The sequence below is a fragment of the Streptomyces lichenis genome, from assembly GCF_023218175.1.
Classification (GTDB): domain Bacteria; phylum Actinomycetota; class Actinomycetes; order Streptomycetales; family Streptomycetaceae; genus Streptomyces; species Streptomyces lichenis.
Map to the genome: position 1 here is coordinate 161,017 of NZ_JALPTH010000010.1, position 21,588 is coordinate 182,604.

23 protein-coding genes are annotated in these 21,588 nt (G+C 76.1%); 10 read left to right on the top strand and 13 right to left on the bottom strand.

Going from position 1 to position 21,588, the window contains the following annotated elements; genetic code table 11:
• Nucleotides 1-54 precede the first annotated feature (54 nt).
• The gene (locus M1O15_RS12900) at nt 55-678 is read left to right on the top strand and encodes an isochorismatase family protein (protein WP_248633867.1); all 624 of its coding nucleotides are present in this window, start codon (nt 55-57) and stop codon (nt 676-678) included.
• 61 nt (nt 679-739) lie between these two features.
• On the opposite strand, the gene M1O15_RS12905 is transcribed toward M1O15_RS12900, so the two are convergent.
• Together M1O15_RS12905 and M1O15_RS12910 are read right to left on the bottom strand one after the other, a co-directional pair.
• Entirely contained in the window at nt 740-1,003 is a 264-nt protein-coding gene (locus M1O15_RS12905) for a hypothetical protein (RefSeq protein ID WP_248633924.1), read from the bottom strand.
• A complete protein-coding gene (locus M1O15_RS12910) occupies nt 1,000-1,713 on the bottom strand; it encodes a DUF2470 domain-containing protein (protein WP_248633868.1) in 714 nt (237 codons plus the stop codon). Before M1O15_RS12910 ends, M1O15_RS12905 begins: the two co-directional genes overlap by 4 nt.
• 130 nt (nt 1,714-1,843) lie before the next feature.
• Here M1O15_RS12910 and M1O15_RS12915 point away from each other — a divergent pair, with 130 nt between their 5' ends.
• Nucleotides 1,844-2,320 carry a hypothetical protein gene (locus M1O15_RS12915; RefSeq protein WP_248633869.1) on the top strand — a complete coding sequence of 159 codons (477 nt, stop codon included), beginning with the start codon at nt 1,844-1,846 and terminating at the stop codon, nt 2,318-2,320.
• A gap of 62 nt (nt 2,321-2,382) precedes the next feature.
• On the opposite strand, the gene M1O15_RS12920 is transcribed toward M1O15_RS12915, so the two are convergent.
• The 3 genes from M1O15_RS12920 to M1O15_RS12930 form a co-directional block, all read right to left on the bottom strand.
• Nucleotides 2,383-2,727 carry a DUF3140 domain-containing protein gene (locus tag M1O15_RS12920; protein ID WP_308282293.1) on the bottom strand — a complete coding sequence of 115 codons (345 nt, stop codon included), beginning with the start codon at nt 2,725-2,727 and terminating at the stop codon, nt 2,383-2,385.
• On the bottom strand, nt 2,724-2,972 hold the full coding sequence (locus tag M1O15_RS12925; protein WP_248633870.1) for a hypervirulence associated TUDOR domain-containing protein: 249 nt from the start codon (nt 2,970-2,972) through the stop codon (nt 2,724-2,726). Before M1O15_RS12925 ends, M1O15_RS12920 begins: the two co-directional genes overlap by 4 nt.
• 111 nt (nt 2,973-3,083) lie before the next feature.
• Nucleotides 3,084-3,602 (bottom strand): MarR family winged helix-turn-helix transcriptional regulator, encoded by a 519-nt coding sequence (locus tag M1O15_RS12930; RefSeq protein ID WP_248633871.1) that lies wholly within the window; start codon nt 3,600-3,602, stop codon nt 3,084-3,086.
• Nucleotides 3,603-3,704: 102 nt separating this feature from the next.
• Here M1O15_RS12930 and M1O15_RS12935 point away from each other — a divergent pair, with 102 nt between their 5' ends.
• The 6 genes from M1O15_RS12935 to M1O15_RS12960 all read left to right on the top strand — a co-directional run bounded on the left by M1O15_RS12935 (nt 3,705) and on the right by M1O15_RS12960 (nt 11,728).
• Nucleotides 3,705-5,810, top strand: a complete 2,106-nt coding sequence (locus M1O15_RS12935; protein ID WP_248633872.1) for an MMPL family transporter — start codon at nt 3,705-3,707, stop codon at nt 5,808-5,810.
• 51 nt (nt 5,811-5,861) lie between these two features.
• A complete protein-coding gene (locus M1O15_RS12940; protein WP_248633873.1) occupies nt 5,862-6,479 on the top strand; it encodes a GNAT family N-acetyltransferase in 618 nt (205 codons plus the stop codon).
• Nucleotides 6,480-6,949: 470 nt separating this feature from the next.
• Nucleotides 6,950-8,113 carry a polyprenyl synthetase family protein gene (locus tag M1O15_RS12945; protein ID WP_248633922.1) on the top strand — a complete coding sequence of 388 codons (1,164 nt, stop codon included), beginning with the start codon at nt 6,950-6,952 and terminating at the stop codon, nt 8,111-8,113.
• A complete protein-coding gene (crtI, locus tag M1O15_RS12950) occupies nt 8,110-9,741 on the top strand; it encodes a phytoene desaturase family protein (RefSeq protein WP_248633874.1) in 1,632 nt (543 codons plus the stop codon). Before M1O15_RS12945 ends, crtI begins: the two co-directional genes overlap by 4 nt.
• Complete coding sequence (locus M1O15_RS12955; RefSeq protein WP_248633875.1) at nt 9,738-10,715, top strand: phytoene/squalene synthase family protein; 978 nt, start codon at nt 9,738-9,740, stop codon at nt 10,713-10,715. The genes crtI and M1O15_RS12955 overlap by 4 nt, the downstream gene beginning before the upstream one ends.
• The gene (locus M1O15_RS12960) at nt 10,712-11,728 is read left to right on the top strand and encodes a Rieske (2Fe-2S) protein (RefSeq protein WP_248633876.1); all 1,017 of its coding nucleotides are present in this window, start codon (nt 10,712-10,714) and stop codon (nt 11,726-11,728) included. Before M1O15_RS12955 ends, M1O15_RS12960 begins: the two co-directional genes overlap by 4 nt.
• Here M1O15_RS12960 and M1O15_RS12965 read toward each other — a convergent pair.
• From M1O15_RS12965 to M1O15_RS12990, 6 genes are all read right to left on the bottom strand, one after another.
• Nucleotides 11,677-11,967, bottom strand: coding sequence for a hypothetical protein (locus M1O15_RS12965; protein ID WP_248633877.1), 291 nt, complete (start codon nt 11,965-11,967; stop codon nt 11,677-11,679). The genes M1O15_RS12960 and M1O15_RS12965 overlap by 52 nt on opposite strands.
• Before the next feature lie 34 nt (nt 11,968-12,001).
• Entirely contained in the window at nt 12,002-13,561 is a 1,560-nt protein-coding gene (locus M1O15_RS12970; protein ID WP_248633878.1) for an FAD-dependent oxidoreductase, read from the bottom strand.
• Nucleotides 13,558-14,316: a methyltransferase domain-containing protein gene (locus M1O15_RS12975; RefSeq protein WP_248633879.1), complete on the bottom strand. Its 759-nt coding sequence runs from the start codon at nt 14,314-14,316 to the stop codon at nt 13,558-13,560. Before M1O15_RS12975 ends, M1O15_RS12970 begins: the two co-directional genes overlap by 4 nt.
• Nucleotides 14,313-15,542 carry a lycopene cyclase family protein gene (locus tag M1O15_RS12980; protein WP_248633880.1) on the bottom strand — a complete coding sequence of 410 codons (1,230 nt, stop codon included), beginning with the start codon at nt 15,540-15,542 and terminating at the stop codon, nt 14,313-14,315. Before M1O15_RS12980 ends, M1O15_RS12975 begins: the two co-directional genes overlap by 4 nt.
• 134 nt (nt 15,543-15,676) lie before the next feature.
• Nucleotides 15,677-16,951, bottom strand: coding sequence for an NAD(P)/FAD-dependent oxidoreductase (locus M1O15_RS12985; protein ID WP_248633881.1), 1,275 nt, complete (start codon nt 16,949-16,951; stop codon nt 15,677-15,679).
• Between the two features lie 501 nt (nt 16,952-17,452).
• Nucleotides 17,453-17,998, bottom strand: a complete 546-nt coding sequence (locus M1O15_RS12990; protein ID WP_248633882.1) for a DoxX family protein — start codon at nt 17,996-17,998, stop codon at nt 17,453-17,455.
• A 190-nt stretch (nt 17,999-18,188) separates the two neighbouring features.
• Between M1O15_RS12990 and M1O15_RS12995 the strand changes: the two genes are divergently transcribed.
• On the top strand, nt 18,189-18,611 hold the full coding sequence (locus M1O15_RS12995; RefSeq protein ID WP_248633883.1) for a DUF350 domain-containing protein: 423 nt from the start codon (nt 18,189-18,191) through the stop codon (nt 18,609-18,611).
• Nucleotides 18,612-18,652: 41 nt separating this feature from the next.
• On the opposite strand, the gene M1O15_RS13000 is transcribed toward M1O15_RS12995, so the two are convergent.
• Nucleotides 18,653-19,123, bottom strand: a complete 471-nt coding sequence (locus M1O15_RS13000) for a hypothetical protein (RefSeq protein WP_248633884.1) — start codon at nt 19,121-19,123, stop codon at nt 18,653-18,655.
• A 37-nt stretch (nt 19,124-19,160) separates the two neighbouring features.
• Nucleotides 19,161-20,597 (bottom strand): WGR domain-containing protein, encoded by a 1,437-nt coding sequence (locus tag M1O15_RS13005; RefSeq protein WP_248633885.1) that lies wholly within the window; start codon nt 20,595-20,597, stop codon nt 19,161-19,163.
• Between the two features lie 188 nt (nt 20,598-20,785).
• Between M1O15_RS13005 and M1O15_RS13010 the strand changes: the two genes are divergently transcribed.
• The gene (locus tag M1O15_RS13010) at nt 20,786-21,544 is read left to right on the top strand and encodes a peptidoglycan recognition protein family protein (protein ID WP_248633886.1); all 759 of its coding nucleotides are present in this window, start codon (nt 20,786-20,788) and stop codon (nt 21,542-21,544) included.
• Nucleotides 21,545-21,588 lie beyond the last annotated feature (44 nt).

The following is a 21,588-nucleotide window of genomic DNA, read 5'->3' on the forward strand; positions in this document are numbered from 1 at the left end:
CCGCGGCCCCCACCCGGGGCCGCGGCCCCCGCCCCACGAACGGAAACCCTCGCCATGGCCCTGCCCGCCGTCGCCCCCTACCCGATGCCGCGCCCCCGCGACCTGCCGGCCAACCGGGTGGACTGGCGCGTCGACCCCGACCGCGCCGTGCTGCTCGTCCACGACCTGCAGAACTACTTCCTGTCCGCCTTCGACCGGGAGGCGGAGCCGGTCACCGCGCTGCTCGGCAATGTGTCCCGGCTGCGCAAGGACGCCGCCCGGCTCGGCGTCCCGGTGGTCTACACCGCCCAGCCCGGCGGCCAGACCCCCGAACAGCGCGGCCTCCAGCAGGACTTCTGGGGCCCCGGCATCCCCGCCGACGAGCAGGCGGCCGCCATCGCCGACGCCGTGGCCCCCGAGCCCGGCGACACCCTCCTCACCAAGTGGAAGTACAGCGCCTTCGTCCGCACCGACCTGCTGGAGCGGCTGCGCGAGCAGGGCCGCGACCAGCTGATCGTCACCGGGATCTACGCCCACATCGGTGTGCTGATGACCGCCTGCGACGCCTGGATGCAGGACATCCAGGCCTTCGTGGTGGCCGACGCCGTGGCGGACTTCTCCGAGCGGGAGCATCTGATGGCGCTGGAGTGGGCGGCCGGCCGCTGCGCCTACGTCACCCGCACCGACCACGTGTTCTAGGAGCCCCTTGCGGTACGGCGACCGGCGCGCCCGGCGGGAAACCGCGGGGGCGCCGGTCGCGTCACTCCTCGGGGGTTTCGGCGGGCGGCGGTACGTACGGGGGTGGCGCGGGCGGCGTGTAGAGCGCCGCGGCCCGGGGCGCGGCCCGGATGATGGCACCCACCAGGTCATGGCCGCCGGTCACCGGCAGCGGGGACGGCCGCGGGACGGCGGGCGGTGGCGGGGCGTCAACGGACGGGGGCGGTACGGCGGGTGGTACGGGAGCGGCGGGCGCGGCGGCGCGGGGCACCGGATGCCGTCGCGCCGCCGTGTCCGTCCCGCTCATGTCCCGCGCCGCTCTCGGGGGGCGTACGCGCGGGACAGCAGCCGTTCGACCTGGCGGCGGACCTCGCCGGCCGACCGTACGGGCACCGGGAACGCCACCCGGGCGTCCTCGTGGTGGTCCGGGTACTCGAAGCGCAGCACGATCCCGTACCGGTCCATCGCCAGCGGGCGCACCCGGGTCTCCCGGCGCGGCTCCGGGCCGGCCAGCAGGGCGAGGCGCTCCACGATGTCCGGGTGGTCCTCGTCCAGATGGACCAGCATGGCCGCCTCCTCCATGGCCAGCACATCGGGGGCGGCGGCGGCCAGTGGGCCCGGCTCCACCCGCTCCACCAGCCCGCCGCACTCGATGGCGGCCCGCGCCGGATCCAGCCGGAGGACCAACGCGTCCGGGGTGTCCTGCGTCTGACAGGGTGTGAGGACACCGGCGAGGGTGACCTTGGCCCGCACCCGGTCCCGGGTCAGGGTCGGCGCCAGGTCGGTGAACTCCAGCAGTGCCCGCAGGCCGTCCGGGGCGCAGACGGCCTCCACGGCCGGGAGGCTGTCGGCGGGGGTGTGCAGCCGCAACACCCCGGCCCGGTCCACGGTGTGCATGGCGATCAGGTCGTAGCAGTTGCCGTCGGTCGTCAGGCTCAGCGAACCGGCGGCGGCGACCACGGACCGGATCCGCTCGGCGGTGCTCGGACCGGCGGGCCGGAGCTTGGCGAGAACCATCCAGGAAACCCCTTACTTAGGTTAGGCTCACCTAATCTAGCATTCCCCGTGGGGCAGCGGAATCCCTGCTCGCCGGCCGTCGGCCGCGCATCGGCGGTGCCGCCCACCCCGCTTCGCCCGAGGAGGGCCGGTGTACAGATCGCGAGAGTGGATCCTCGAACGGATCCGCCGGGACCATGAACGGGCCCCGGAGACAGGCCTCCAGGAGCTGGCCATGCGCTACAAGGTCTCCCGCGCGGTGGTGGCCGAGGCGCTGTCGCTGCCGCTGCCCGAGCGCCGGGCCCGGCGGCGCAGCTCGGTGCTGGACCCGGTGAAGCCGGCCATCGAGCTGATGCTGCTCCAGGAGCTGGAGGCGGCCGCCCGGCGCGGCCACACCATCCGCGGGATCGTCGAACGGCTGCGGGTGGAGGAGGACTTCACCGCCGCCTCGTACTCCACGGTGCGGGACTACGTACGCCGCCGCCGGATCGCCCTGGCCCAGGAGGCCCGGGCGCGGGCCCGCCGCCTGCCGGAGGCGGCACCGGCCCTCACGGGTCCGGGCGCCGGCGCAGACGGCGGCGGGGGCGTCTGCGCCGGAGCCCGGGTACCGGCGGGGCCGGCGTTGTAGCAGTCCGCGCGCGGGGCCCTTTCACAAGATCGGGCCCCGCACGGCCGGGCGGGGCCCGCGGCCTACTTCTCGGGGTCGTGGCCCCAGTTCATCAGCGAGTAGCGCCAGGCGGTGTCCGTGGTGTCGCCCGAGGGGCGCTGCTTCAGATGCCGGTGCACATAGCCGGTGACCTTGCGCATATGGGCGAGGTCGTCCTCGTCCAGATCGCCCTTCTTCGCGCGCAGCAGCTCCACGATCCGCCGCCCGGAGGCATGGCCGGTGGACTCGCCGCCGCCGTCCTTCTTCTGGCCGACGCTCTTCGAATCGTCGGTCTTCAGCCACTTCTCCAGCTCGCCGGCGGTCATGTTGACGGCCTCACCGAACCCGTCGAGCGTCTCCTGCCGGTCCTTCGCCCCGTCGCCGCTCACGAGCCGCCACCACCCTTCTTCCTGTGCAGCGACTCGGGCTTGTGCACGGCGCTCTTCCCGGTCTTGTCGCTCTCCACCTCGTACTGCGGCTCCTCCTTGGAGGCGTCCACGGTCCGGCCGGCGGCCTTGGTCCGCTTCTCGACCTTCTTCTTCACCGTGCCCTCGACCTCCTGGCCGTGGCTCTGCCAGCTGACGTCATCCCCCTTCGAGAGCCGCTGGTCCTTCTTCTCCTGCTTCTTCGCCATCGCGGGTGTCCTTCCGCTCCGTCGGCCCGAGCCGGGCCGGACCGGGTCGCCGTGCGCGTTCCCGGCTCCGCCACTGTCAGGGCCGGGGCGCCCACCCGCACCTCGGACGGGTCAGCGGCGCAGCCGGTCGAGCTCCTCGTTCATCGCGCCCAGGAAGCGGACCACCACCTGCAACTCCGACCGGGTGAAGGAGGCGCGGGCCGCGTCGGTGGAGCGGGCCAGGGGCTGGAAGTAGTCGCGGGCCAGCTCCCGGGCCGCCTCGGCGTAGTGGAGATGGACCACCCGCCGGTCGTCGGACGCCCGGACCCGGTGGACATGCCCCGAGCGTTCGAGCCGGTCCAGGCAGGCGGTCATCGCCCCGGAGGTGAGGTTGAGCCGCCGGCGCAACCGTCCGGGTGTCATCGGCCCCTCGTCGTCACCGTCCCCGCCCGGCTGCGCCCCCGCGTCCAGGATGGCGATCAGCGCCTGGACGTCGGTCAGATGCAGCCCGTGGGCCTGGGCGAACTCCTGGGCGATGCGGTTGAACTCGGCGTTCATCCGGCGCAGCAGCACGGCGAAGCCCTGCAAGCCCACCGGATCGGTGGGGCCGTTCGGCGGGAAGGAGGCCGGGGGCGTGTCGGAGCCGTGCATCCGCCCAGCATAAGATCCCCGCACTAATATCTCGATGATTGAGATAGTCAATGAGTGGCACACTCCGGTCCACGGGTGCTGGGCCGGACGGAGGAGGACGCGATGGCTTCGGGGACGGCTGCCGGATCACGGCGGTGGGTCAGGTGGCTGGTGCCGGTGGTGCTACTGCTGGTGTGGCTGGGCATCGGCGGGACCCTCGGTCCGTACGCCGGGAAGCTCGGCGAGGTGGCGACCAACGACCAGGCCGCGTTCCTGCCGCGCAGCGCCGAGTCGACCCGGGTGCTGGACGAGCAGAAGGCGTTCGACCGGGAGCAGACCCTGCCGGTGATCGTGGTGTGGACCGCCGACGGCGGCGGCAGGCTCGACGCGTCGCAGCGGGCCGCCGCCACCGCCGCGGTGCGGACGGCCGCCGAGGCACCGGGCGCCGCCGGACGCCCCTCCCCCGTACTGCCGTCCGAGGACGGCGAGGCGCTCCAGGCCGTCATCCCGCTGGAGTCGGGGCTCGGTGACGAGCTGCCGGCCGCGCTGGACGGCGTACGGAAGGCGGTGTCCGACGTCCCGGGCGCGCGGGCGCGGTTGGCCGGACCGGCCGCCAACCAGGCGGATCTGTCGGACGCGTTCTCCGGGATCGACGGGCTGCTGCTCGGGGTGGCGCTGATCGCGGTGCTGGTGATCCTGCTGCTGGTGTACCGGAGTGTGCTGCTGCCGTTCGTGATCATCCTGGGCGCGGTGTTCGCGCTGGGGCTGGCCTGCGCGGTGGTCTACGCGCTGGCCGACCGGGACGTGGTGCGGGTGGACGGGCAGGTGCAGGGCATCCTGTCGATCCTGGTGATCGGCGCGGCCACCGACTACGCGCTGCTGCTGGCGGCCCGCTACCGGGAGGAGCTGGCCGCCGGGCAGGACCGGATGGCGGCGGTGGTGGCCGCGGTGCGCCGTTCGGCCGGGGCGATCACCGCGAGCGCGGCCACCGTGGCGCTGGGCCTGCTGGCGCTGCTGGCCAGCGATCTGACGAACAACCGGGCGCTGGGCCCGGTCGGCGCGATCGGCATCGTCTGCGCGGTGCTCAGCGCGCTGACCTTCCTGCCCGCGGTGCTGGCGCTGCTCGGCCGGGCCGCGTACTGGCCGGCCCGGCCCAAGCCCAAGGACGCCACCGCGGAGGGCCACGGGGTGTGGCGGCGGGTCGCCGCGCTGGTGGGCCGGGCGCCGCGCCGGGTGTGGGCGGCCACCGCCGTGGTGCTGGCGGTGTTCGCCGCGTTCTCGCCCACGCTGTCCTCCAAGGGCGTGCCGCTGGACGAGATCTTCGTCAACGACGCCCCCTCGGTGGCCGCGCAGGAGACCCTGGCCCGGCACTTCCCGGCCGGCTCCGGCAACCCGGCGGTGATCACCGCCAGGGCGGACCGGGCCGAGCGGGTGGCGAAGGCCGCGGCCGCCACCGAGGGCGTCTCCTCGGCCGTCCCGCGCACCGCCTCCGGCCGGCCCGGCCAGGGCGCACCGCTGGTGGTGGACGGCCGGGTGCGGGTGGACGCCACCCTCGCCTCGCCCGCCGACAGCGAGGCGGCGAAGCAGACGGTGGCCCGGCTGCGCACCGCCGTCCACGCGGTGCCGGGCGCTGAGGCGCTGGTGGGCGGCTACACCGCGCAGCAGTACGACACCCAGGAGACGGCCTCCCGGGACCGCACCCTCATCGTGCCGGTGGTCCTCGCCATCATCCTGCTGATCCTCGTCCTGCTGCTGCGCTCCCTGCTCACCCCGGTGCTGCTGGTGGCCACGGTGGCGCTCAACTTCCTGGCCACCCTGGGCGTCTCCGCGCTGGTCTTCCAGCACCTGCTGGGCTTCAGCGGCACCGACGCCTCCGTCCCCCTCTACGGGTTCGTGTTCCTGGTGGCGCTGGGGGTGGACTACAACATCTTCCTGATGTCCCGGGTACGGGAGGAGAGCCTGCGCCACGGGGTCCGTGAGGGCGTGCTGCGCGGGCTGACCACCACCGGCGGGGTGATCACCTCGGCGGGTGTGGTGCTGGCGGCCACCTTCGCCGCGCTGATCGTGATCCCGCTGGCGTTCCTGGCGCAGATCGCGTTCATCGTCGCCTTCGGGGTGCTGCTGGACACCCTGGTGGTCCGCTCGCTGCTGGTGCCCGCGCTGGTGCTGGACATCGGCCCCAAGGCCTGGTGGCCCAGCGCCCTGTCCCGTACCGACCGCCGGCCTTAGGACCTGACGCCCGCGCGTGCCCCCCCGTCCCGGCGGGGGCCGGTGGGCAGAATGACCGTCATGTCGATCATCAACGTTCCGGCGTCGGCGACCCTCGACGACGTCCCGCTGATCAGCCGCATCCTGGCCCTGGCCTTCGACGACGACCCGATGATGCGCTGGTTCTTCCCCGACGGCGCCACCCGCCGGGACCGGCTGGGCCGCTACTTCACCACCCTCTTCACCGGCCAGTACGCCCGGCACGGGGTGTGCGAGCGCACCGGTTCGGCGGTCGCCTTCTGGGTGGCTCCGGAGGGGCAGGAGAAGGCCGTCCCGGACGCGGAGACCGTCCACCGGCTCCAGGAGATCCTGGGCGACCGGGCCGAGGTGTTCCGGGCGACGGTCGAGACGGCCGCCGCGCACGCCTACGGTGAGCCCCACTGGTATCTGGCGCTGCTCGGCGCGGACCCGGCCGCCCAGGGCCAGGGCCATGGCGCCGCGCTGCTGCGCTCCGGGCTGGCCAGGGCGGACGCGGCGGGCCTGCCCGTCTGCCTGGAGTCCTCCAAGCCGGCCAATCTGCCCTTCTACGAGCACTTCGGCTTCGCCGTACGGGGAGAGGTCCGGCTCGCGGACGACGGCCCGACGGTCTGGGCCATGGTGCGCCCGCCGCGCCCCGCGACCGGCGCCTAGCCGCAGGGGGCCTCCGCCGACCGGGTGACCGGTCCCGGGAACGGCCGCGAACAGGGCAGGCATGACGACAGCCGGGGTCAGGGGCCGCGGCTGTCAGGCGCCCCGGCCCCCGGGGGCCGCTCGCGAAAGGGGCCTGCATGCTTGCTCCGCGGACCACGCCCGCCGGCGCCCCGCCCGGCGCCGGTGGCGCACATGCCCCGCCCGCTCCACCCGCCACTCCCACCCACGAGGCGGTCCGGGCCGTCGAAGCCTTCCTGGCCGGCCATCTCGCCGGGAAGGTGCGCGGGGCCGAGGCGGTGGACCCGGTGTTCGCCGAGGAGCTGGTCGCCCGGGTCACCGCCTTCGTCGGGCGCGGCGGCAAACGGCTGCGCTGCGCCTTCGCCTGGTGCGGCTGGCGCGCGGCCGGCGGCGGCAGAGAGCCGGGCGGGTGGGCAGGGGACGGCGGCGCTACGGCCCCGGGCGGCCGTCCGGTGGACGGCGGCGGTACGAGGCCAGGCGGGCGGCCGGCGGACGGTGCCAGTACGGGGCCAGACGCCCGTCCGGCGGACGGTGCCGGTACGGGGCCAGGTGGGTGGCCGGTGGACGGGGCCGGTACGGGGCCAGGCGGACGGCCGGTAGACGGTGGCCGCACGGAGCCAGGCGGGTGGCCGGTGGACGGCGGCCGTGCGGTGGGCGGGGGCCGTGCGGTGGACGGGGGCCGCCGGTTTCCGGGCGGCCGGCCCGACGACGGCGGGGCCGCGGCGGATGTGGTCCGGATCGGGGCGGCGCTGGAGCTGGTCCAGGCCTGCGCGCTGATCCATGACGACGTCATGGACGGCTCGCCCCGGCGGCGCGGAGCGCCCGCGGTGCACACCGAGTTCGCCCGGCTGCACCGCGCCGGCCGGCTGCTCGGACCGCCGGAGGCCTTCGCCGCCTCCGCCGCCATCCTCGCCGGCGACCTGGTGCTGGCCTGGGCCGACGACCTGCTGGCCGAGACCGCCCTCGGCTCACCGCACGGCGCGGCCCTCCAGCGCGAATGGGCGGCCATGCGCGGGGAGATGGTGGCCGGTCAGTATCTGGACATCCGGGCCCAGGCGGAGGGCTCCTCCTCCCCGGCCGACGCGGTGCGCATCGCCTGCCTGAAGAGCGCCCTGTACACGGTGGAGCGCCCGCTGGCGCTGGGTGCGGCGGCCGCCGGGGCCGATCCGGCCGCCACCGCGGCGCTGCGGTCCGCCGGGCGGTGCGCGGGCCTGGCCTTCCAGCTCCGGGACGATCTGCTGGGGGCGTTCGGGGACCCGGCCGCCACCGGCAAGCCCGCCGACGAGGACCTGCGCGCACGGAAGCTCACCTATCTGCTGGCGGTGGCCGCCCGGTCGGCGGCCGGCTCCGGGGACGCGGCCGCCGCCGAGGCGCTGGCGGCGGGCGGGGCGTCCGCCGGGGCGCGGGATGTGGCGCGGATGCGCGCGGCGATCGAGCGGACCGGGGCGCGGGCGGCGGTGGAGGCCCGGATCGCCGAGCTGGCCGAGGCGAGCCTGCGGCACTTCGCCGGGTCGGGGGCCGAGGAGCCGGTACGCCGGGAGTTCGCCGCACTGGTCGAGCGGGCCGCCGGTGTACGGGTCCCCAGCGCAGACCGACCCCGGACGGAGGACGGATGAGGACGGTTCCGGGGCCCACGGGCCATGTCGTGGTGGTGGGCGCCGGGTTGAGCGGACTGGCGGCGGCGCTGCACCTGCTGGGCGCGGGGCGGCGGGTGACCGTGGTCGAGCGGGCGGCCGGTCCCGGCGGGCGGGCCGGACGGGCGGAGTTCGGCGGCTATCTGGCGGACGCCGGGCCGACCGTGCTGACCATGCCGCATCTGGCCGACGAGGCGTTCGCCGCGGTCGGCGACAGCCTGCACCGGCGGGTGGAGCTGGTGCCGCTCGCCCCGGCGTACCGGGCCTGCTTCGCCGACGGCTCCCGGATCGACGTGCACACCGACGGGGACGCCATGGAGGAGGAGGTCCGGCGGTTCGCGGGCCCCGCCGAGGCGGCCGGCTACCGGGAGCTGCGGTCCTGGCTGAAGCGGCTGTACCGGGCGCAGATGCGCCGGTTCATCGACACCAACTTCGACTCCCCCGCCCAGCTGCTCCACCCGGACCTGGCCCGGCTGGCCGCGCTCGGCGGCTTCGGCCGGCTGGACCGGCGGATCGGCCGCCACCTCTCCGACGAGCGGCTGCGGCGGGTCTTCTCCTTCCAGTCGCTGTACGCGGGGGTGGCCCCGGCCCGGGCGCTGGCCGCGTACGCGGTGATCGCCTATATGGACACGGTGGCCGGGGTGTGGTTCCCGCGCGGCGGGATGCACGCGCTGCCGAGGGCGATGGCCGAGGCGGCCGAGCGGGCCGGGGCCGAGCTGCGCTGGTCGGCCGGGGTGGCGGAGCTGGAGCGGTCCGCCGGGCGGGTGCGGGCGGTGCGGCTGTCCACCGGGGAGCGGATCGGCTGCGACGCCGTGGTGCTCACCCCCGATCTGCCGGTGGTCCACCGGCTGCTGGGCCGGGCGCCGCGCCGCCCCGTCGCGCTGCGGCACTCCCCCTCGGCGGTGGTGCTGCACGCCGGGACCGACCGCACCTGGCCCGAACTGGCGCACCACACCCTGTCGTTCGGCGCGGCCTGGGAGCGGACCTTCGAGGAGCTGACCCGCACCGGGCGGCTGATGAGCGACCCCTCGCTGCTGATCACCCGGCCGACCGCGCACGATCCGGGGCTCGCCCCGCCCGGCCGCCATCTGCACTACGTGCTTGCGCCCTGCCCCAACACGGTGACCGGTCCCTCGGTACGGGACTGGGCCGAGCTGGCGCCCGGCTACCGGGACAGCCTGGTGGCGGAGCTGGAGCGCCGGGGGCTGACCGGCTTCGGCGCGGCGATCGAGCGGGAGGTGCTGGTCACCCCGGCCGACTGGGCGGCCCAGGGGCATGGTGCCGGCACCCCCTTCTCCGTCTCGCACACCTTCGCCCAGACCGGTCCGTTCCGGCCGCGGAACCTGGTGCGCGGACTGGAGAACGTGGTGCTGGCGGGCTGCGGCACCACCCCAGGCGTCGGTGTCCCCACCGTACTGATCAGCGGAAAGCTGGCCGCGGCCCGGATCACCGGCGCCGACCGCCGCCGACCGGCCCGCACCCGGAGCACCGAGGCACGGAGCACCCCCTCGGCACCGCCCGCCGGCCACCGTCCCCGGTCCCCGAAGGCAGGTGCGATGCCCCCTCCCACCCCCGACCCGGCGGCCCTCCCCGACCGGGGGCGCCGATGACCCGCCGCGAACTGGACGCCGCCGGCATCACCGACCCCGCCCTGCGTACCGCGTACACCACCTGCCGGAAGCTCAACGCCCGGCACGGCCGCACCTACTTCCTGGCCACCCGGCTGCTGCCGGTGGAGCGCCGGTGCGCGGTGCACGCCCTGTACGGCTTCGCCCGCTGGGCCGACGACATCGTGGACGGGCTGGACCGGCGCGAGACCCCCGACGAACGCGACCGGCTGCTCAAGGTGCTGGAGGAGGACCTGGCCCAGGGGCTGCGGCGGCGGGGCGGCGACGAGCCGGTGGTGCGGGCGGTCGCCGACACCGCCGAGCGGTACGCCATCGACCCGGCGCTGTTCACCGACTTCATGGCCTCCATGCGGGCCGACCTCTCCGTCACCGACTACCCGACCTATCGGGACCTGCGCGGCTATATGCACGGCTCGGCGGCGGTGATCGGCCTCCAGATGCTGCCCGTCCTCGGCACCGTGACGGACCGTACGGAGGCCGCGCCGCACGCGGCGGCCCTCGGGGTGGCGTTCCAGCTGACCAACTTCCTGCGGGACGTGGGCGAGGACCTCCAGCGGGGCCGCGTCTACCTGCCCGCCGACCTGCTGGCCGCGCACGGGGTGGACCGGCCGCTGCTGGAGTGGAGCCGCCGCACCGGCCGCCGCGACCCGCGGATCCGCGCCGCGCTGGTCGCCGCCGCCGAGCTGACCCGGGGCGTCTACCGGGAGGCGGAGCCCGGCATCGCCATGCTGGAACCCCGGACGCGCCCCTGCATCCGTACCGCCTTCGTGCTGTACGGGGGGATCCTGGACGCCATCGCCGAGGACGGCTACGCGGTGCTGCACCGGCGCTCGGTGGTGCCCCGGCGGCGGCGGGCGGCGACCGCGGCCGCCGGGCTGCTCCGCATCCTGGCCGCCCGCACCGCCCCGCCCCCTCCCCCGCGCCCGGTGGCCGTGGGCGAGGAAGGCGCCCGGTGAGTGGCGGTACGGGGCGGGGGCGCTGGACCTCGCCGCTGCGGCTGCGCCGGGGCCCCGGCTGGGCGGCCCAGCAACCGACCTGGAAGTCCGCCAGACCGGCCCTGATCGCGGACGCCCTGAAACGGGCCTCGGCCCGCCCCTCCGGCAACTGGTTCGCGGTCGGCGCTGCCCGGGACATCACCGCCGACGGGCCCCCGGCGGGCCGCACCGTCGCCGGGGTGGAGGTGGTGGTGTGGCGCGACGGAGGCGGTGCGCTCCGCGCCGGTCCCGGCGTCTGCCCCCACCTGGGCGCCCCTCTCAAGGACAGCCGGGTGGTGTGCGGCACGCTGGTCTGCCACTGGCATGGACTGGCCCTGGACGGATCCCCGTTCGCCGGCTGGGAGCCCTTCCCGGCCTACGACGACGGGGTGCTGGCCTGGGTGCGGCTGGACGCGGTGGGCGGCGAGGAGCCGCTGGACCGCCCCGTCATCCCGCTCCGCCCCGCCTCCGAGGGCGCGGTGGACGCGGTCTGCACCGCCGTCGGGCGGTGCGAACCGGAGGACGTGGTCGCCAACCGGCTGGACCCCTGGCACGGTGCGTGGTTCCATCCGTACTCCTTCATGGACCTGCGGGTGGTGGACACCCCCCGGGGCGGTGGCCGCGGGGAGGAGGACGGCTTCGCGGTGGAGGTGTCGTTCCGGGTGGCGGGGCGGCTGGTGGTACCGGTGCGGGCGGTGTTCACGGCCCCCGAGCCCCGTACCGTCGTCATGCACATCACCGACGGGGAGGGCGTCGGCTCGGTGGTGGAGACCCACGCCACCCCGCTCACCGCCCGCGCCGACCCGCACCCCCGGACCGCGGTGGTGGAGGCGGTGGTCGCCGCCTCCGACCGGCGCGGCTTCGCCCTCGCCCGCGCCGCCGCCCCGGCCCTGCGCCCCCTGATCCGCCGGGCCGCCGGCCGGCTGTGGCGCGATGACCTGGCCTACGCCGAACGCCGCTGGGCCCTGCGCTCCACCGGCCGCTTCCCGGGCTGAGCCGACCCGGGACGGCGGCTACCGGGAAAGGCGTCGGCGGACGAACGCAGCCGCGCCGGCCACCAGCAGGGCGAAGCCCAGCAGAGGCTGAGCCAGGGCGGCGCCCAGTCATAGGGGCGCGGCCCGTGCCGGAGCAGGTTGCTGAGGTGGGCGGCGGTGCCGACGGCCGACAGCAGGGCCGCGATCAGCCAGACCGCGGCCACCACCGCGCGAGGCGCCCGCCGCATCCACTCCCCCATGCCTCCCACCCTGACGGCCCCCTGGGGGGCGTCGTCAGCGGGCCGCCCGGCGGGCCAGGGCGCGCAGCAGCCGGGAGCGGCCGGCCCGGGGGACGGTCCAGAGCACCTGGCCGCTCACCCCCCAGCGGGCCAGCAGGGCGTTGGCGGCCTGGAAGCCGGTGGTGGCGGCCCGCTCCATCAGCGCCACCGGCAGATCGGTACGGACCAGGTCGCCGGCGAGCACCACCCCCGGGTGCGGGGTGCGCACCCCGGGGCGGCGGGGGTGGCCGCCGACCGGGAACACCGGGCAGTCCGCCCGCCATTCGTGCCGTACGTCCACGGCCCGGGCGTCCCGGGTCTCCGGGTACACCTCGTGCAGCCGGGCCACCATCCGCTCCTGGACCTCCTTGCGTTCGGCGCCCTCGTCGACGGCGTAGGCGTGCAGCTCCACCACCGAGCCGCCGCTGCGGGCCGCCCAGCGGGCCGCCTCGCCCTCCCAGCGGTCCAGCACACTGACGTTGTCCAGGCCGTCGTAGCCGCTGGTGCCGAGGAAGCCGGGCCGGTCGGGGGCGAGCGGCCGGTCCAGCCAGAGCCGGGAGACCAGGAACGGCGGCGCGGTGCGCAGCCCGGCGACATCCGCCCGCCATCCGGCGTCGCCCAACCCCTCCGACGCGGCCACCAGTTCCCGCAGCCCTCCGGTGTCCAGGGCGAGGACGGCGGCCTGGTGGCGCTCGCTCCCGGAGCCGGCGGCCACCTCCAGCTCGTCCCCACCGGGCAGCGGGCGGACGGAGTGCACCGGCACGCCGGTGCGCACCTCCACGCCCAGCGAGGCCAGATATCCGGCCAACGGCTCCCAGAGTGCCTGCGGATAGGGCTCGCTGGGCACATCGAACAGCAGCCCCTCGGAGGAGCCGAGGAAGTAGATGTGGAACATCACCAGCAGCTCGGCGGCGGAGAGTTCGCGCGGGTCGGCGAAGAAGCTGCGGGAGAAGACCTCGAAGGCCAGATGGTGGGCGGCCTCGGGGAACTCGATCGCGCGCAGGAAGTCGTACGCGCTGACGCCGTCGTACCGCTCGTACACCTCCGGCGCCCGCACATCGAGCAGCGGCAGCGCGGCCCGGGCGTCCAGGGCGGCGAGGTCGCGCCAGCCGAAGCTGGGGCTGAGGGCGACGAACCCGGCGGCGCTGAGCGGCGGGGTGCGCGGCACTCGGGCGAAGCCGTCGGTCAGCCCGGAGCGGTGGCGCAGCGGGTAGTCGGGCAGAGCCGTCAACCGGGTGAGCCCGGGGTCGGTCCGGCGCAGCAGACCGCGCAGGTTGTAGTACTGACGGAAGAAGGCGTGGAAGCCACGGCTCATGGTGGCCTCGGAGCCGTCCGCGAGCCGGGTGGACCAGCCGGCGAGCCGCCCGCCGAGCTGCGGTTCCCGCTCGTAGAGGGTGACCTTGATGCCCCGTTCGGCCAGCGCGGTGGCCGCGGCGAGCCCGGCGATCCCACCGCCCACCACGGCGGTGGAGGGCGGCTCCCCGCCGGAGAACCGGGGCCGCCCGGGGGCGGGGTGCAGGACCTCGGCCCGGCGGTCGCGCCCCCACCGCGCGGCGCCCTCGCCCCGGGCCCTCACGCCCCCGCCCCCGTCCGCGGGTCCGTCCGGGGAGCCGCCGCCGGACCCGGCCGCGCGGCCAGGAAGGTGTGCACGATCCCGGTCTGCCAGCCCGCGACCGGCAGGGTGCGCACCGCCGCGAATCCGCCGCGGGCCAGCCGGGCGGCGAACGCGGGCGCGGTGTCGAAGTCGAGGACGCTGTGCCGGAGGTGGCGGTACAGCTCGCGGTCGCCGGTGAGGCCGCCGGCGGGCTCGATCAGCCCGCGGCAGACCGCGTTCCACAGCGCCCGGTGGACCGGTGCACCGCTCAGGCTGTACTCGTGCACCGCCAGGCGCCCGCCGGGCCGCAGCAGCGAGAGCACGGCGGCGAGGACGCCGTCGGGGTCGGTGACATTGCGGAAGAGGTACGCGGCGAACACCGCGTCATACGGCCCGCGCGGCCCCGCGTCCGCCTGCTGCTCGGCGGTGCGGTGCAGAAAGGTGACGTTCGGCGGCCAGGACTTGGCGGCCGCCTCGGCGAGCATCCCGGCCGAGGCGTCGACCGCGGTGATCCGGGCCTGCGGCGCCGCCGCCAGCAGGGCCCGGGTGGAGGCGCCGGTACCGCAGCCGAGGTCCAGCACCGCGAGCCCGGCGCCTTGGCCGGGCAGCCGCAGCCGGCGCGCGGACCGGCGCAGGGCGGCCAGATGGCCGGGGTTGAGGGTGGTCAGCCGGTCGTAGGCGGGCGCGGCATGATCGAAGGCGCGGGTCAGATCGTGGTCCCGCAGCAACGTGGTCAACGGTTCTCCTCATCGTGGGCGGGGTGGGGGGCGGGGGTGCGGCGCCGCAGGAAGGGGAGCTCGGCGGCGGTGCGCAGCATGGGGCCGACGGGGCAGCGCAGCCCGATGCCCAACTCCTCCCCGGGTGTGCTGCCGCCGTCGAGGAAGCGGAGCACCCGTTCGGCGGGGGCGCGGGCGAACAGCCCGGTGAAGAACCGGGGGCCGTCGATCCGTCCGGTGTCCAGGGCCCTGAGCAGGACGGCGTCCATGGCGAGCGCCCGGCGTCCGTGCGGCGGCGGCACCAGGGCCGCTCCCGGCGGTTCGCCCGCGGCCAGGGCGGCGGCGACGGCCCGGCTCTGCCGCTGGATCGCGGCGAAGGTGTACCCGGTGGCGGGCCGGGTGGCGCCCCCGGCCGCGCCGACGAGGAAGTGGGCGGGGCCGCGGCGGCGGGGGAAGCGGGCGTCGGTCATCGGGATGACCCCCTGCTCGGCACCCTGCACGGTGTACGCCCCCAGCCCGAGCACCCGTCCCGTGTAATGCCGTAGCGCCGCCTCGTACGCGGGGACGGGCAGCGGACGCCGGGAGAACTCCGTGTACTCGACCAGGGCCCGGTCCGGGGCAAGCGGCAGTACATAGCCGAACGCCAGCCCGTGGTCCGGCTGCGGGACGCGGAAGTCCATCAGCTGGGCCGTCCCCGGGTCGAAGCGGGGCCGCGCGGTGTGCACGAACCAGCCGCGGAAGTGCTGGAGCAGGGTGGTCCGCGCGGGCGGCAGCCGCCCCGGCGGGCGGGAGTCGAAGACATACCGGCCGTGCAGGGTCAGTCGGCCCCCGGCCGCGTCCACACACCGCACCTCGGCCCCGTCCGCCCCACCCCGCACCTCGTGGACGACCGCCCGCAGCAGCCGGGTCCGGGGATGGGCGGCGAGCCGGCCGTGCACCAGCCGCTCGAAGGGGGCGGAGCGCAGCATCCGGTACCGCAGCGGGGCGGGGGCCGCCTCGATCGCACCGCCGTCCGGGCCGGTGATCCGCAGCCGGTCCCACTCGGCGGTGACGGCCGGCTCGTACTCGCCCGGCCCGTCGTCCCAGAAGCACCAGGTCCGCTCGGCCGGCCGGAGCGGCCCCTCCGGCGCCTCCACCACGACCACGTCCAGGCCCGCCCGGTCGGTTTCCGTCCTGGTGATCCAGTGGGCCAGGCTGAGCCCGGCCGCTCCCCCGCCGACGATGACGACGTCCGCGGTGTGCCGCATCGGCGTCCTCCTCCCCCGGCGCGCGCGGGAGCGGCCGCTCGGCCCCCGATCATCGCGGGCGGCGGGGCGCGGACGGCGGCGGCACGGTGACCGGGCCCCCTCCCGTCCCCCGACCGGACGAGACCCGGCGGTGGCTACCGCTGCGTGAGAGCGGCCGAGCGGTGGGCGGCGGGATGGTCGGCGAGCAGCTCCCGGGCGGCCCGGGCGCCGGAGGCCAGCGCCCCCTGCACCGAGCCGGTGGCCCGGTGGTCGCCGCACACATAGTGCCCGGAGGGGGTGCGGGTGGTCCGGCTCAGCGGCCAGGGCGGCGGCATGGCGGGCAGGGCGCCCGGGATGGTGTACGCGGCCACCTGCTCCCAGCCCGAGGTGTCCGTGCCGTACAGCTCGGCCAGCCGCCCCCGCACGGCCGCCGCCGTCTCGGGCCCCTCGCCGCCCAGCACCGAGGTGGACACCAGGGAGGTCCCGGGCGGCGCGTAGGCGGGCGAGACCTCGGTGAGGACGACGGTGTTGAGCACGGTCAGGGTGGAGTCGGTGACCAGGGTCGGTTCGGCCAGCGGAGTGGTGCCGGTGGCGTGGTAGTACGTGGTGACGGCCCGGGTCCGCGGGGCGGTCAGGCCCGGCAGCAGACGGGCGGCGGTGGTGCCGTCGGTGGCCACCACCACGGCGCCGGCGAGGAGTTCGGTGCCGTCGCCGAGGACGACCCCGCTGCCGGTCACCGCGGTGACCGGGGTCTCCAGCCGCAACGTGCCGGGCGGCAGCCCGTCCGCGAGCTGCGCGGGCACCGCGCCGATGCCCTCGGCCGGCAGGCAGAGCGTGCCGCGGGCCATGCTCCGCCACACCAGATGGAAGAACCGGGCCGAGGTCTCCAGCCGGTCCTCCAGGAACACCCCGGCGAGGAACGGCCGCAGCAGCTCGTCGATGGTCCGCCGGGACAGCCCGGCGGCGTCCAGCGCGGCCGAGGTGGTCCGGTCGGCGCGGCGCCTGACCACGGCCGCCGGGAGCAGGGTGTCGTACGCGGAGAGGGCGGCCAGCGCGGCCAGATCCCGTGCGGGCAGCGCCCGGCCGGGCAGCAGGGTGCCCGCCGAGCGGGGCCGCCGGGTGGGATCGGCCAGCCGGACCGGTCCGCCCGGGGTGTGCGCGATGAGTCCGGGAGTGAAGGCCCGCAGCCGCAAGGCCTTCAGGTCCAACCGCCGGCGCACCTGCGGATACGAGGTGTTGAACACCTGGAAGCCCCGGTCCAGCAGAAACCCGTCCTTCCGGTCGGTACGCATCCGCCCACCCACCCCGTCGGACGCCTCCAGCAAGGCGACCCGAAGCCCGGCACGGCTGAGGTCAAGGGCGCAAGCAAGCCCGGCAAGGCCCGCCCCGACGACCACGACATCGGGAGCGGGCGGACGCTGAACGGTCATGGGCACGGGCTCCTCGACGGCTGGGACGGGCTGAGTGGACGATGTACGACGGCAACCCCGCCCGCCGCGCGACGAGCCCCGGGCCCACGTCCTGGCGGCGCGGTCCCAACCCCGCCCCGGACCCACTTCCGGCCCCGGGCGCGGTCGTGACCGGTGTCCCGGCCCGGCCGCCTTCCCGGCTCCGGCTGGCTTCGCGCGCCGCGTACCCCTCCCGCGCCGCCCCATGCGGTGAGCCGCCGCCTCAGACGCGGGGCCCCGCGCGCCTTGGGCGACCTGCGGCGGCCACGGACGACCGGCGGGAAGCGGCGGCCCGGGTGACGAGCGTGCCCGACGGCGGGGGCCCAAGGGCGCGCCAGGCTCGCGACAGGCTCATGGCGGACCAGACCCACAGTGGCTTGTGGCGGGTGAGGGCCCATGCCGGGGGCCGACGACCAGGGCCTGCGCGGCCGACGTGACGTCAGGCGTGGTCGACCGCCTTGACCGGGCCATCGGCGGGCAGGCTCAGCCCTCGGTGCCTCCGGCCATGTCCCCTTCGGCGGCCGCCTGCTGGCCCTGGGCTCGCTTGCCGACCACCACCGCGGCGGCCGCCGCCGCGCCGAGGAAGGCGGCGGCCACCGTCCAGGGCCGGTCCACGCGGTAGCCGGTGAGGTGGTCCAGGGAGAGCCGGCCGGCGCCGGTGACGCCCAGGGCGGCGGCGGAGAAGCCGAGGAAGGCCGGGTACTCGAAGCCGCCGGACTGGGCGAAGAATCCGTTCGGGGCGTGCACCGCCACCGCGCCCGCCATGGCGCCGGCCGCGGCGGCACCGGCCACCGGGGTGCCGAGGCCCAGGGCGAGCAGGGCACCGCCGCCCGCCTCGCCGAGCCCCGCGGCCAGGGCGCTCTGCCGGCCGGGGTGGTAGCCCATGGCCTCCATCGCTTTGCCGGTGCCCTCCAGCCCTCCGCCGCCGAACCAGCCGAACAGCTTCTGGGTGCCGTGGGCCACCAGCACCGCTCCGGCTCCGGCCCGGAGGGCGAGCAGGCCGAGGTCTCGTCGGTTGAAGGGGGTCATGGCGTCTCCCGTCGGTGCGACTTGTCTGTCTGTGCCGTCTTGTTGCTGCCGCTACCCACTGTGGGCGTCCGACGCCCCGGGCGGCGGCTCTGCGGAGCCGTACGGGTGACCGGCCTTCGGGGGCCGTACGCTACATTTTGCCTCTCCTTGACCGCGATCATCACGACCACTCAGACTCGGAGCGGCATCCATGAGCGACATCGTCAACGGCCTCGGCCGCGCCACCGCCTACGGCGCCCTGGGCGTGGTTCTGCTCATCCTCGGCATATTCCTGGTGGACGCGCTCACCCCGGGCAAGCTGGGGCGGCAGATCTGGCAGGAGCGCAACCGCAACGCGGCACTGCTGCTCAGCTCGGCCCTGCTGGGCATCGGGGGCATCGTGTTCACCTCCATCTGGACGACCTATGACGACTTCGGCAAGGGGCTGGTCTCCACCGCGGCGTTCGGGGTGCTCGGGCTGCTGCTGATGGCCCTGGCCTTCCTGGTGGTGGACCTGCTGACGCCGGGCAAGCTGGGGGCGACCCTGGTGGAGCAGGAGCCGCACCCCGCGGTCTGGGTGACCGCGTCCTGCAACCTGGCGGTGGCCGCCATCGTGTCCGCCTCCATCGCCTGACGCCGGCTCACTCCTTCCGTACGCCTCTCCGGTCATACCGGTCACCCGGTGAGCCGGGCCGCCTCCACCTCCAGGAAGCGGCGGCCGCGCGGGCCGCGGTAGAGCAGCGCGTCCCAGCCGAGCCGGTCCAGGAGGGCGGCGCACTCGCCGAGGGCGCGCTCCTCCTCGTGCGCGGCGCCGGAGCCGGTCGGGCCCAGCCACTCCACCCGGACGGTGCCCGGCTTCTCGCCCGCGGCCACCCGGTAGCCGGTGCGGGTCCGGCGGCCCTCGGGGTCGGCGGCCGAGGGCACGGCGCCGCCCGCCTCCAGGGCCAGGGCGACGGCCCGTACCGGCTGGTGGCGCTCCCAGTCGGCGGGTGAGGCCCTCGGGTCGCCGCCGGCCGTGCGGGTCAGCCGGCGGATCTGGAGCAGCCCCTCGAAGGCGGTGCGCACCTCGGCGGCCCGCCGCCCGGCGGCCTCCTCCGGCGGTGCCGGTCCGTCACCGGTGGCCGCCTCGAAGGCCTTGCCGCTCACCGCGCTCCCCCGGCTCCGCCCGGATGCCCGCCCCCGGTCACCGCAGCCGCCGGATGTCGCCGCGCACCCGGTAGAAGCCGCCGGTGGCGGGGTGCAGGGCGTCGACCACGTACCGGGCCCCCGCCTCCCGTATGTCCCGGGGGAACTGCACCCGCCAGGAGGGCTCGTATCCCCCCGTCACCACCCGGACCCGCAGCCGGGCGCCGTCCTGGACGCACTCCACCACCACCGAGCCGGCCGGCGCGGCGGACACCGTGGCGACCGAGGCCGCGGCGGTGGCCGGGGCGTAGGTCGGCAGGGCGGCGGCCAGCTTGATGTCCCGGGCCACCGGGACCGTGCCCTGCTGGGCGGCCGCGATCGCCGCCTCGCTCGCGTCCACGCAGACCAGGGCGCCGTCCGTGGTGACCAGGTAGAGCCGTTCGTCGCGGTACTGCATGGAGAGCGCCGAACCGCCGCCGGTGCCCAGCTTCCACAGCCGGGTGCCGTCCCGGTCGAAGCAGTACACCGAGGAGGCGGAGTCCCCGGCGAAGACATAGCGCCCGCCGGGAGAGGTGGCGCAGGAGTAGACCGCGCTGTCGCAGCCGTAGGTGGCCTCCAGGGCGCCGTCCGCCTTGGCCAGCCGCTGGACCGTGCGGTGCCCGGTGCCCGCGTACACCGCGTCCGGCTCCTGCCAGCCGAAGAGCACCGCGCCCTTGGTGGGGGTGTGCCACAGCTCGCCGCCGCCGTCCGGCGCGTAGGCCGTCACCCCGCCGGTGTGGCCGTGATAGACGGCGCGGTCGTCGGCCCGCACCATCCAGGCGTGCTCGCCGCGGCCGCCGCGCGCCCACTGGTGCTCGTCCTCATGGTCGATGACGGTGAGCCGGCCCGCCCGGTCGGCCACATTGAGCACGCCCTCGTGGATGTCCAGCCAGAAGATGTCGACATCGGTGGAGATCTCGTACGCGGCGAAGGGCAGCTTGGAGGAGAGGTCGTACACCCGGCCGTCGTCGCAGCCCGCGTAGATCCAGAAGTCGTCGGCGACCAGGCACTTCACCCCGTCGGGGAGGCTGTACCTGGCTTGCACCTCGCCGCCGTGGGCCAGGGTGTACACCTCGCCGGCCTGGTTGCCCACCCAGCAGCGCTCCTCGTCCACATGGATGCCGAAGGCGGCCGAGCCGGTGCGGAAGCGCCACAGCACCGGCGCCACGGCCCGTGCCGTGGACGGGGCGGAGGCCACCTGCCGACGGGTGACCGCCCGGGGCGCGCGACCACCGGGCACCGCGGGGGCGTACCCCTTGCGGACCTTCTCCCCTATCTTCTTCGCCGCGGCCGCCTGGGCCTTCTGGGCGGTGGGGAAGGTGGAGGTCTGCAGCTGACCGGCCGCGCCGATCCGCCCGTAGCGCACCGACACCGTCTCGCCGGAGACCGTCACCTCGTAGAACTTGTGCGCGCCCCCACCGTCCTGCGACAGCTCCAGATATGTCGTCGTCGACATGGCACACCTCTCCCCCGAGCCGGTCCGCGGCCTGCCCGCGAACCCCATTGCCTGAACAGTACGAGCCGCCACTGACAACGCCGCCCGGCCCGGACCCGGTCGCCCGATCGGCGTGCTCCGGCGGGCGGCCCCCGGGCCTCCCGGTCACGATGACGGGGACGGAGCCGGCGGCCGACCAGGGGTGGAGCATGCAACTCACGCGCGTGCGCCGCCAGCGGAGTGCCGCCGCGTTCGCGGTGCTGGTCCTGCTCGCCGGCACCTCCACCCTGCTGAGGTCCGGCGGCAACCGACATACCGCCGCCGCGCTCCCGGACCGCCCGGCCGCCGCCCGCCCGGTCCACCAGGGCCCCCGGCCCGCCATCGTGCCGCGTTCGGCCTGGCACGCGGAGGCCGTGGACACCGCCCCGGCCGCCCGGTACGCGCCGGCGGTGAAGGCCGCGGTCGTCCACCACACCTCCACCCCCAACGGCTACGACTGCGCCGAGGTGCCCGGGATGCTGCGCGGGCTGTACGAGGGCCACGCGCACGGCCGGGACTGGGACGACATCGGCTACAACTTCCTGGTCGACGCCTGCGGCACCATCTACGAGGGGCGCGCGGGCGGGGTCGACCGGCCGGTGGTGGGCGCCCACACCAAGGGGTTCAACGAGGGGACGGTCGGGATCGCGGCCGTCGGCGCCTTCGACCGGGGCGCGGCGGTGCCCCGCCCGATGCTGGACTCCATCGCCCGGCTGGTGGCGTGGAAACTGGGCCCGTACGGACCCGACCCGCGGGGCAGTGTGGCGCTGGTGTCCACCAGCGACGAGTCACGCTTCCCGCAGGGCGCCGAGGCGCTGCCGGTGGTCGGCGGGCACTCCGACGGCTACCCGACGCGCTGCCCGGGCGCCGCCCTGTACGCCCGGCTGCCCGAGATCGGCGCCCGGGCCGCCCTCTTGCAGCGGCGCTGAACCGGTTGGCGGCCCCCCTTGCGCGGCACAGGCCGCCAGGGCGC

Coding starts and splice junctions, on each gene's coding strand:
- M1O15_RS12900 (WP_248633867.1), top strand. CDS start 55: ATGGCCCTGCCCGCCGTCGCCCCCTACCCGATGCCGCGCCCCCGCGAC.
- M1O15_RS12905 (WP_248633924.1), bottom strand. CDS start 1,003: ATGAGCGGGACGGACACGGCGGCGCGACGGCATCCGGTGCCCCGCGCC.
- M1O15_RS12910 (WP_248633868.1), bottom strand. CDS start 1,713: ATGGTTCTCGCCAAGCTCCGGCCCGCCGGTCCGAGCACCGCCGAGCGG.
- M1O15_RS12925 (WP_248633870.1), bottom strand. CDS start 2,972: ATGGCGAAGAAGCAGGAGAAGAAGGACCAGCGGCTCTCGAAGGGGGAT.
- M1O15_RS12930 (WP_248633871.1), bottom strand. CDS start 3,602: ATGCACGGCTCCGACACGCCCCCGGCCTCCTTCCCGCCGAACGGCCCC.
- M1O15_RS12935 (WP_248633872.1), top strand. CDS start 3,705: ATGGCTTCGGGGACGGCTGCCGGATCACGGCGGTGGGTCAGGTGGCTG.
- M1O15_RS12940 (WP_248633873.1), top strand. CDS start 5,862: ATGACCGTCATGTCGATCATCAACGTTCCGGCGTCGGCGACCCTCGAC.
- crtI (WP_248633874.1), top strand. CDS start 8,110: ATGAGGACGGTTCCGGGGCCCACGGGCCATGTCGTGGTGGTGGGCGCC.
- M1O15_RS12955 (WP_248633875.1), top strand. CDS start 9,738: ATGACCCGCCGCGAACTGGACGCCGCCGGCATCACCGACCCCGCCCTG.
- M1O15_RS12965 (WP_248633877.1), bottom strand. CDS start 11,967: ATGGGGGAGTGGATGCGGCGGGCGCCTCGCGCGGTGGTGGCCGCGGTC.
- M1O15_RS12980 (WP_248633880.1), bottom strand. CDS start 15,542: ATGCGGCACACCGCGGACGTCGTCATCGTCGGCGGGGGAGCGGCCGGG.
- M1O15_RS12985 (WP_248633881.1), bottom strand. CDS start 16,951: ATGACCGTTCAGCGTCCGCCCGCTCCCGATGTCGTGGTCGTCGGGGCG.
- M1O15_RS12990 (WP_248633882.1), bottom strand. CDS start 17,998: ATGACCCCCTTCAACCGACGAGACCTCGGCCTGCTCGCCCTCCGGGCC.
- M1O15_RS12995 (WP_248633883.1), top strand. CDS start 18,189: ATGAGCGACATCGTCAACGGCCTCGGCCGCGCCACCGCCTACGGCGCC.
- M1O15_RS13005 (WP_248633885.1), bottom strand. CDS start 20,597: ATGTCGACGACGACATATCTGGAGCTGTCGCAGGACGGTGGGGGCGCG.
- M1O15_RS13010 (WP_248633886.1), top strand. CDS start 20,786: ATGCAACTCACGCGCGTGCGCCGCCAGCGGAGTGCCGCCGCGTTCGCG.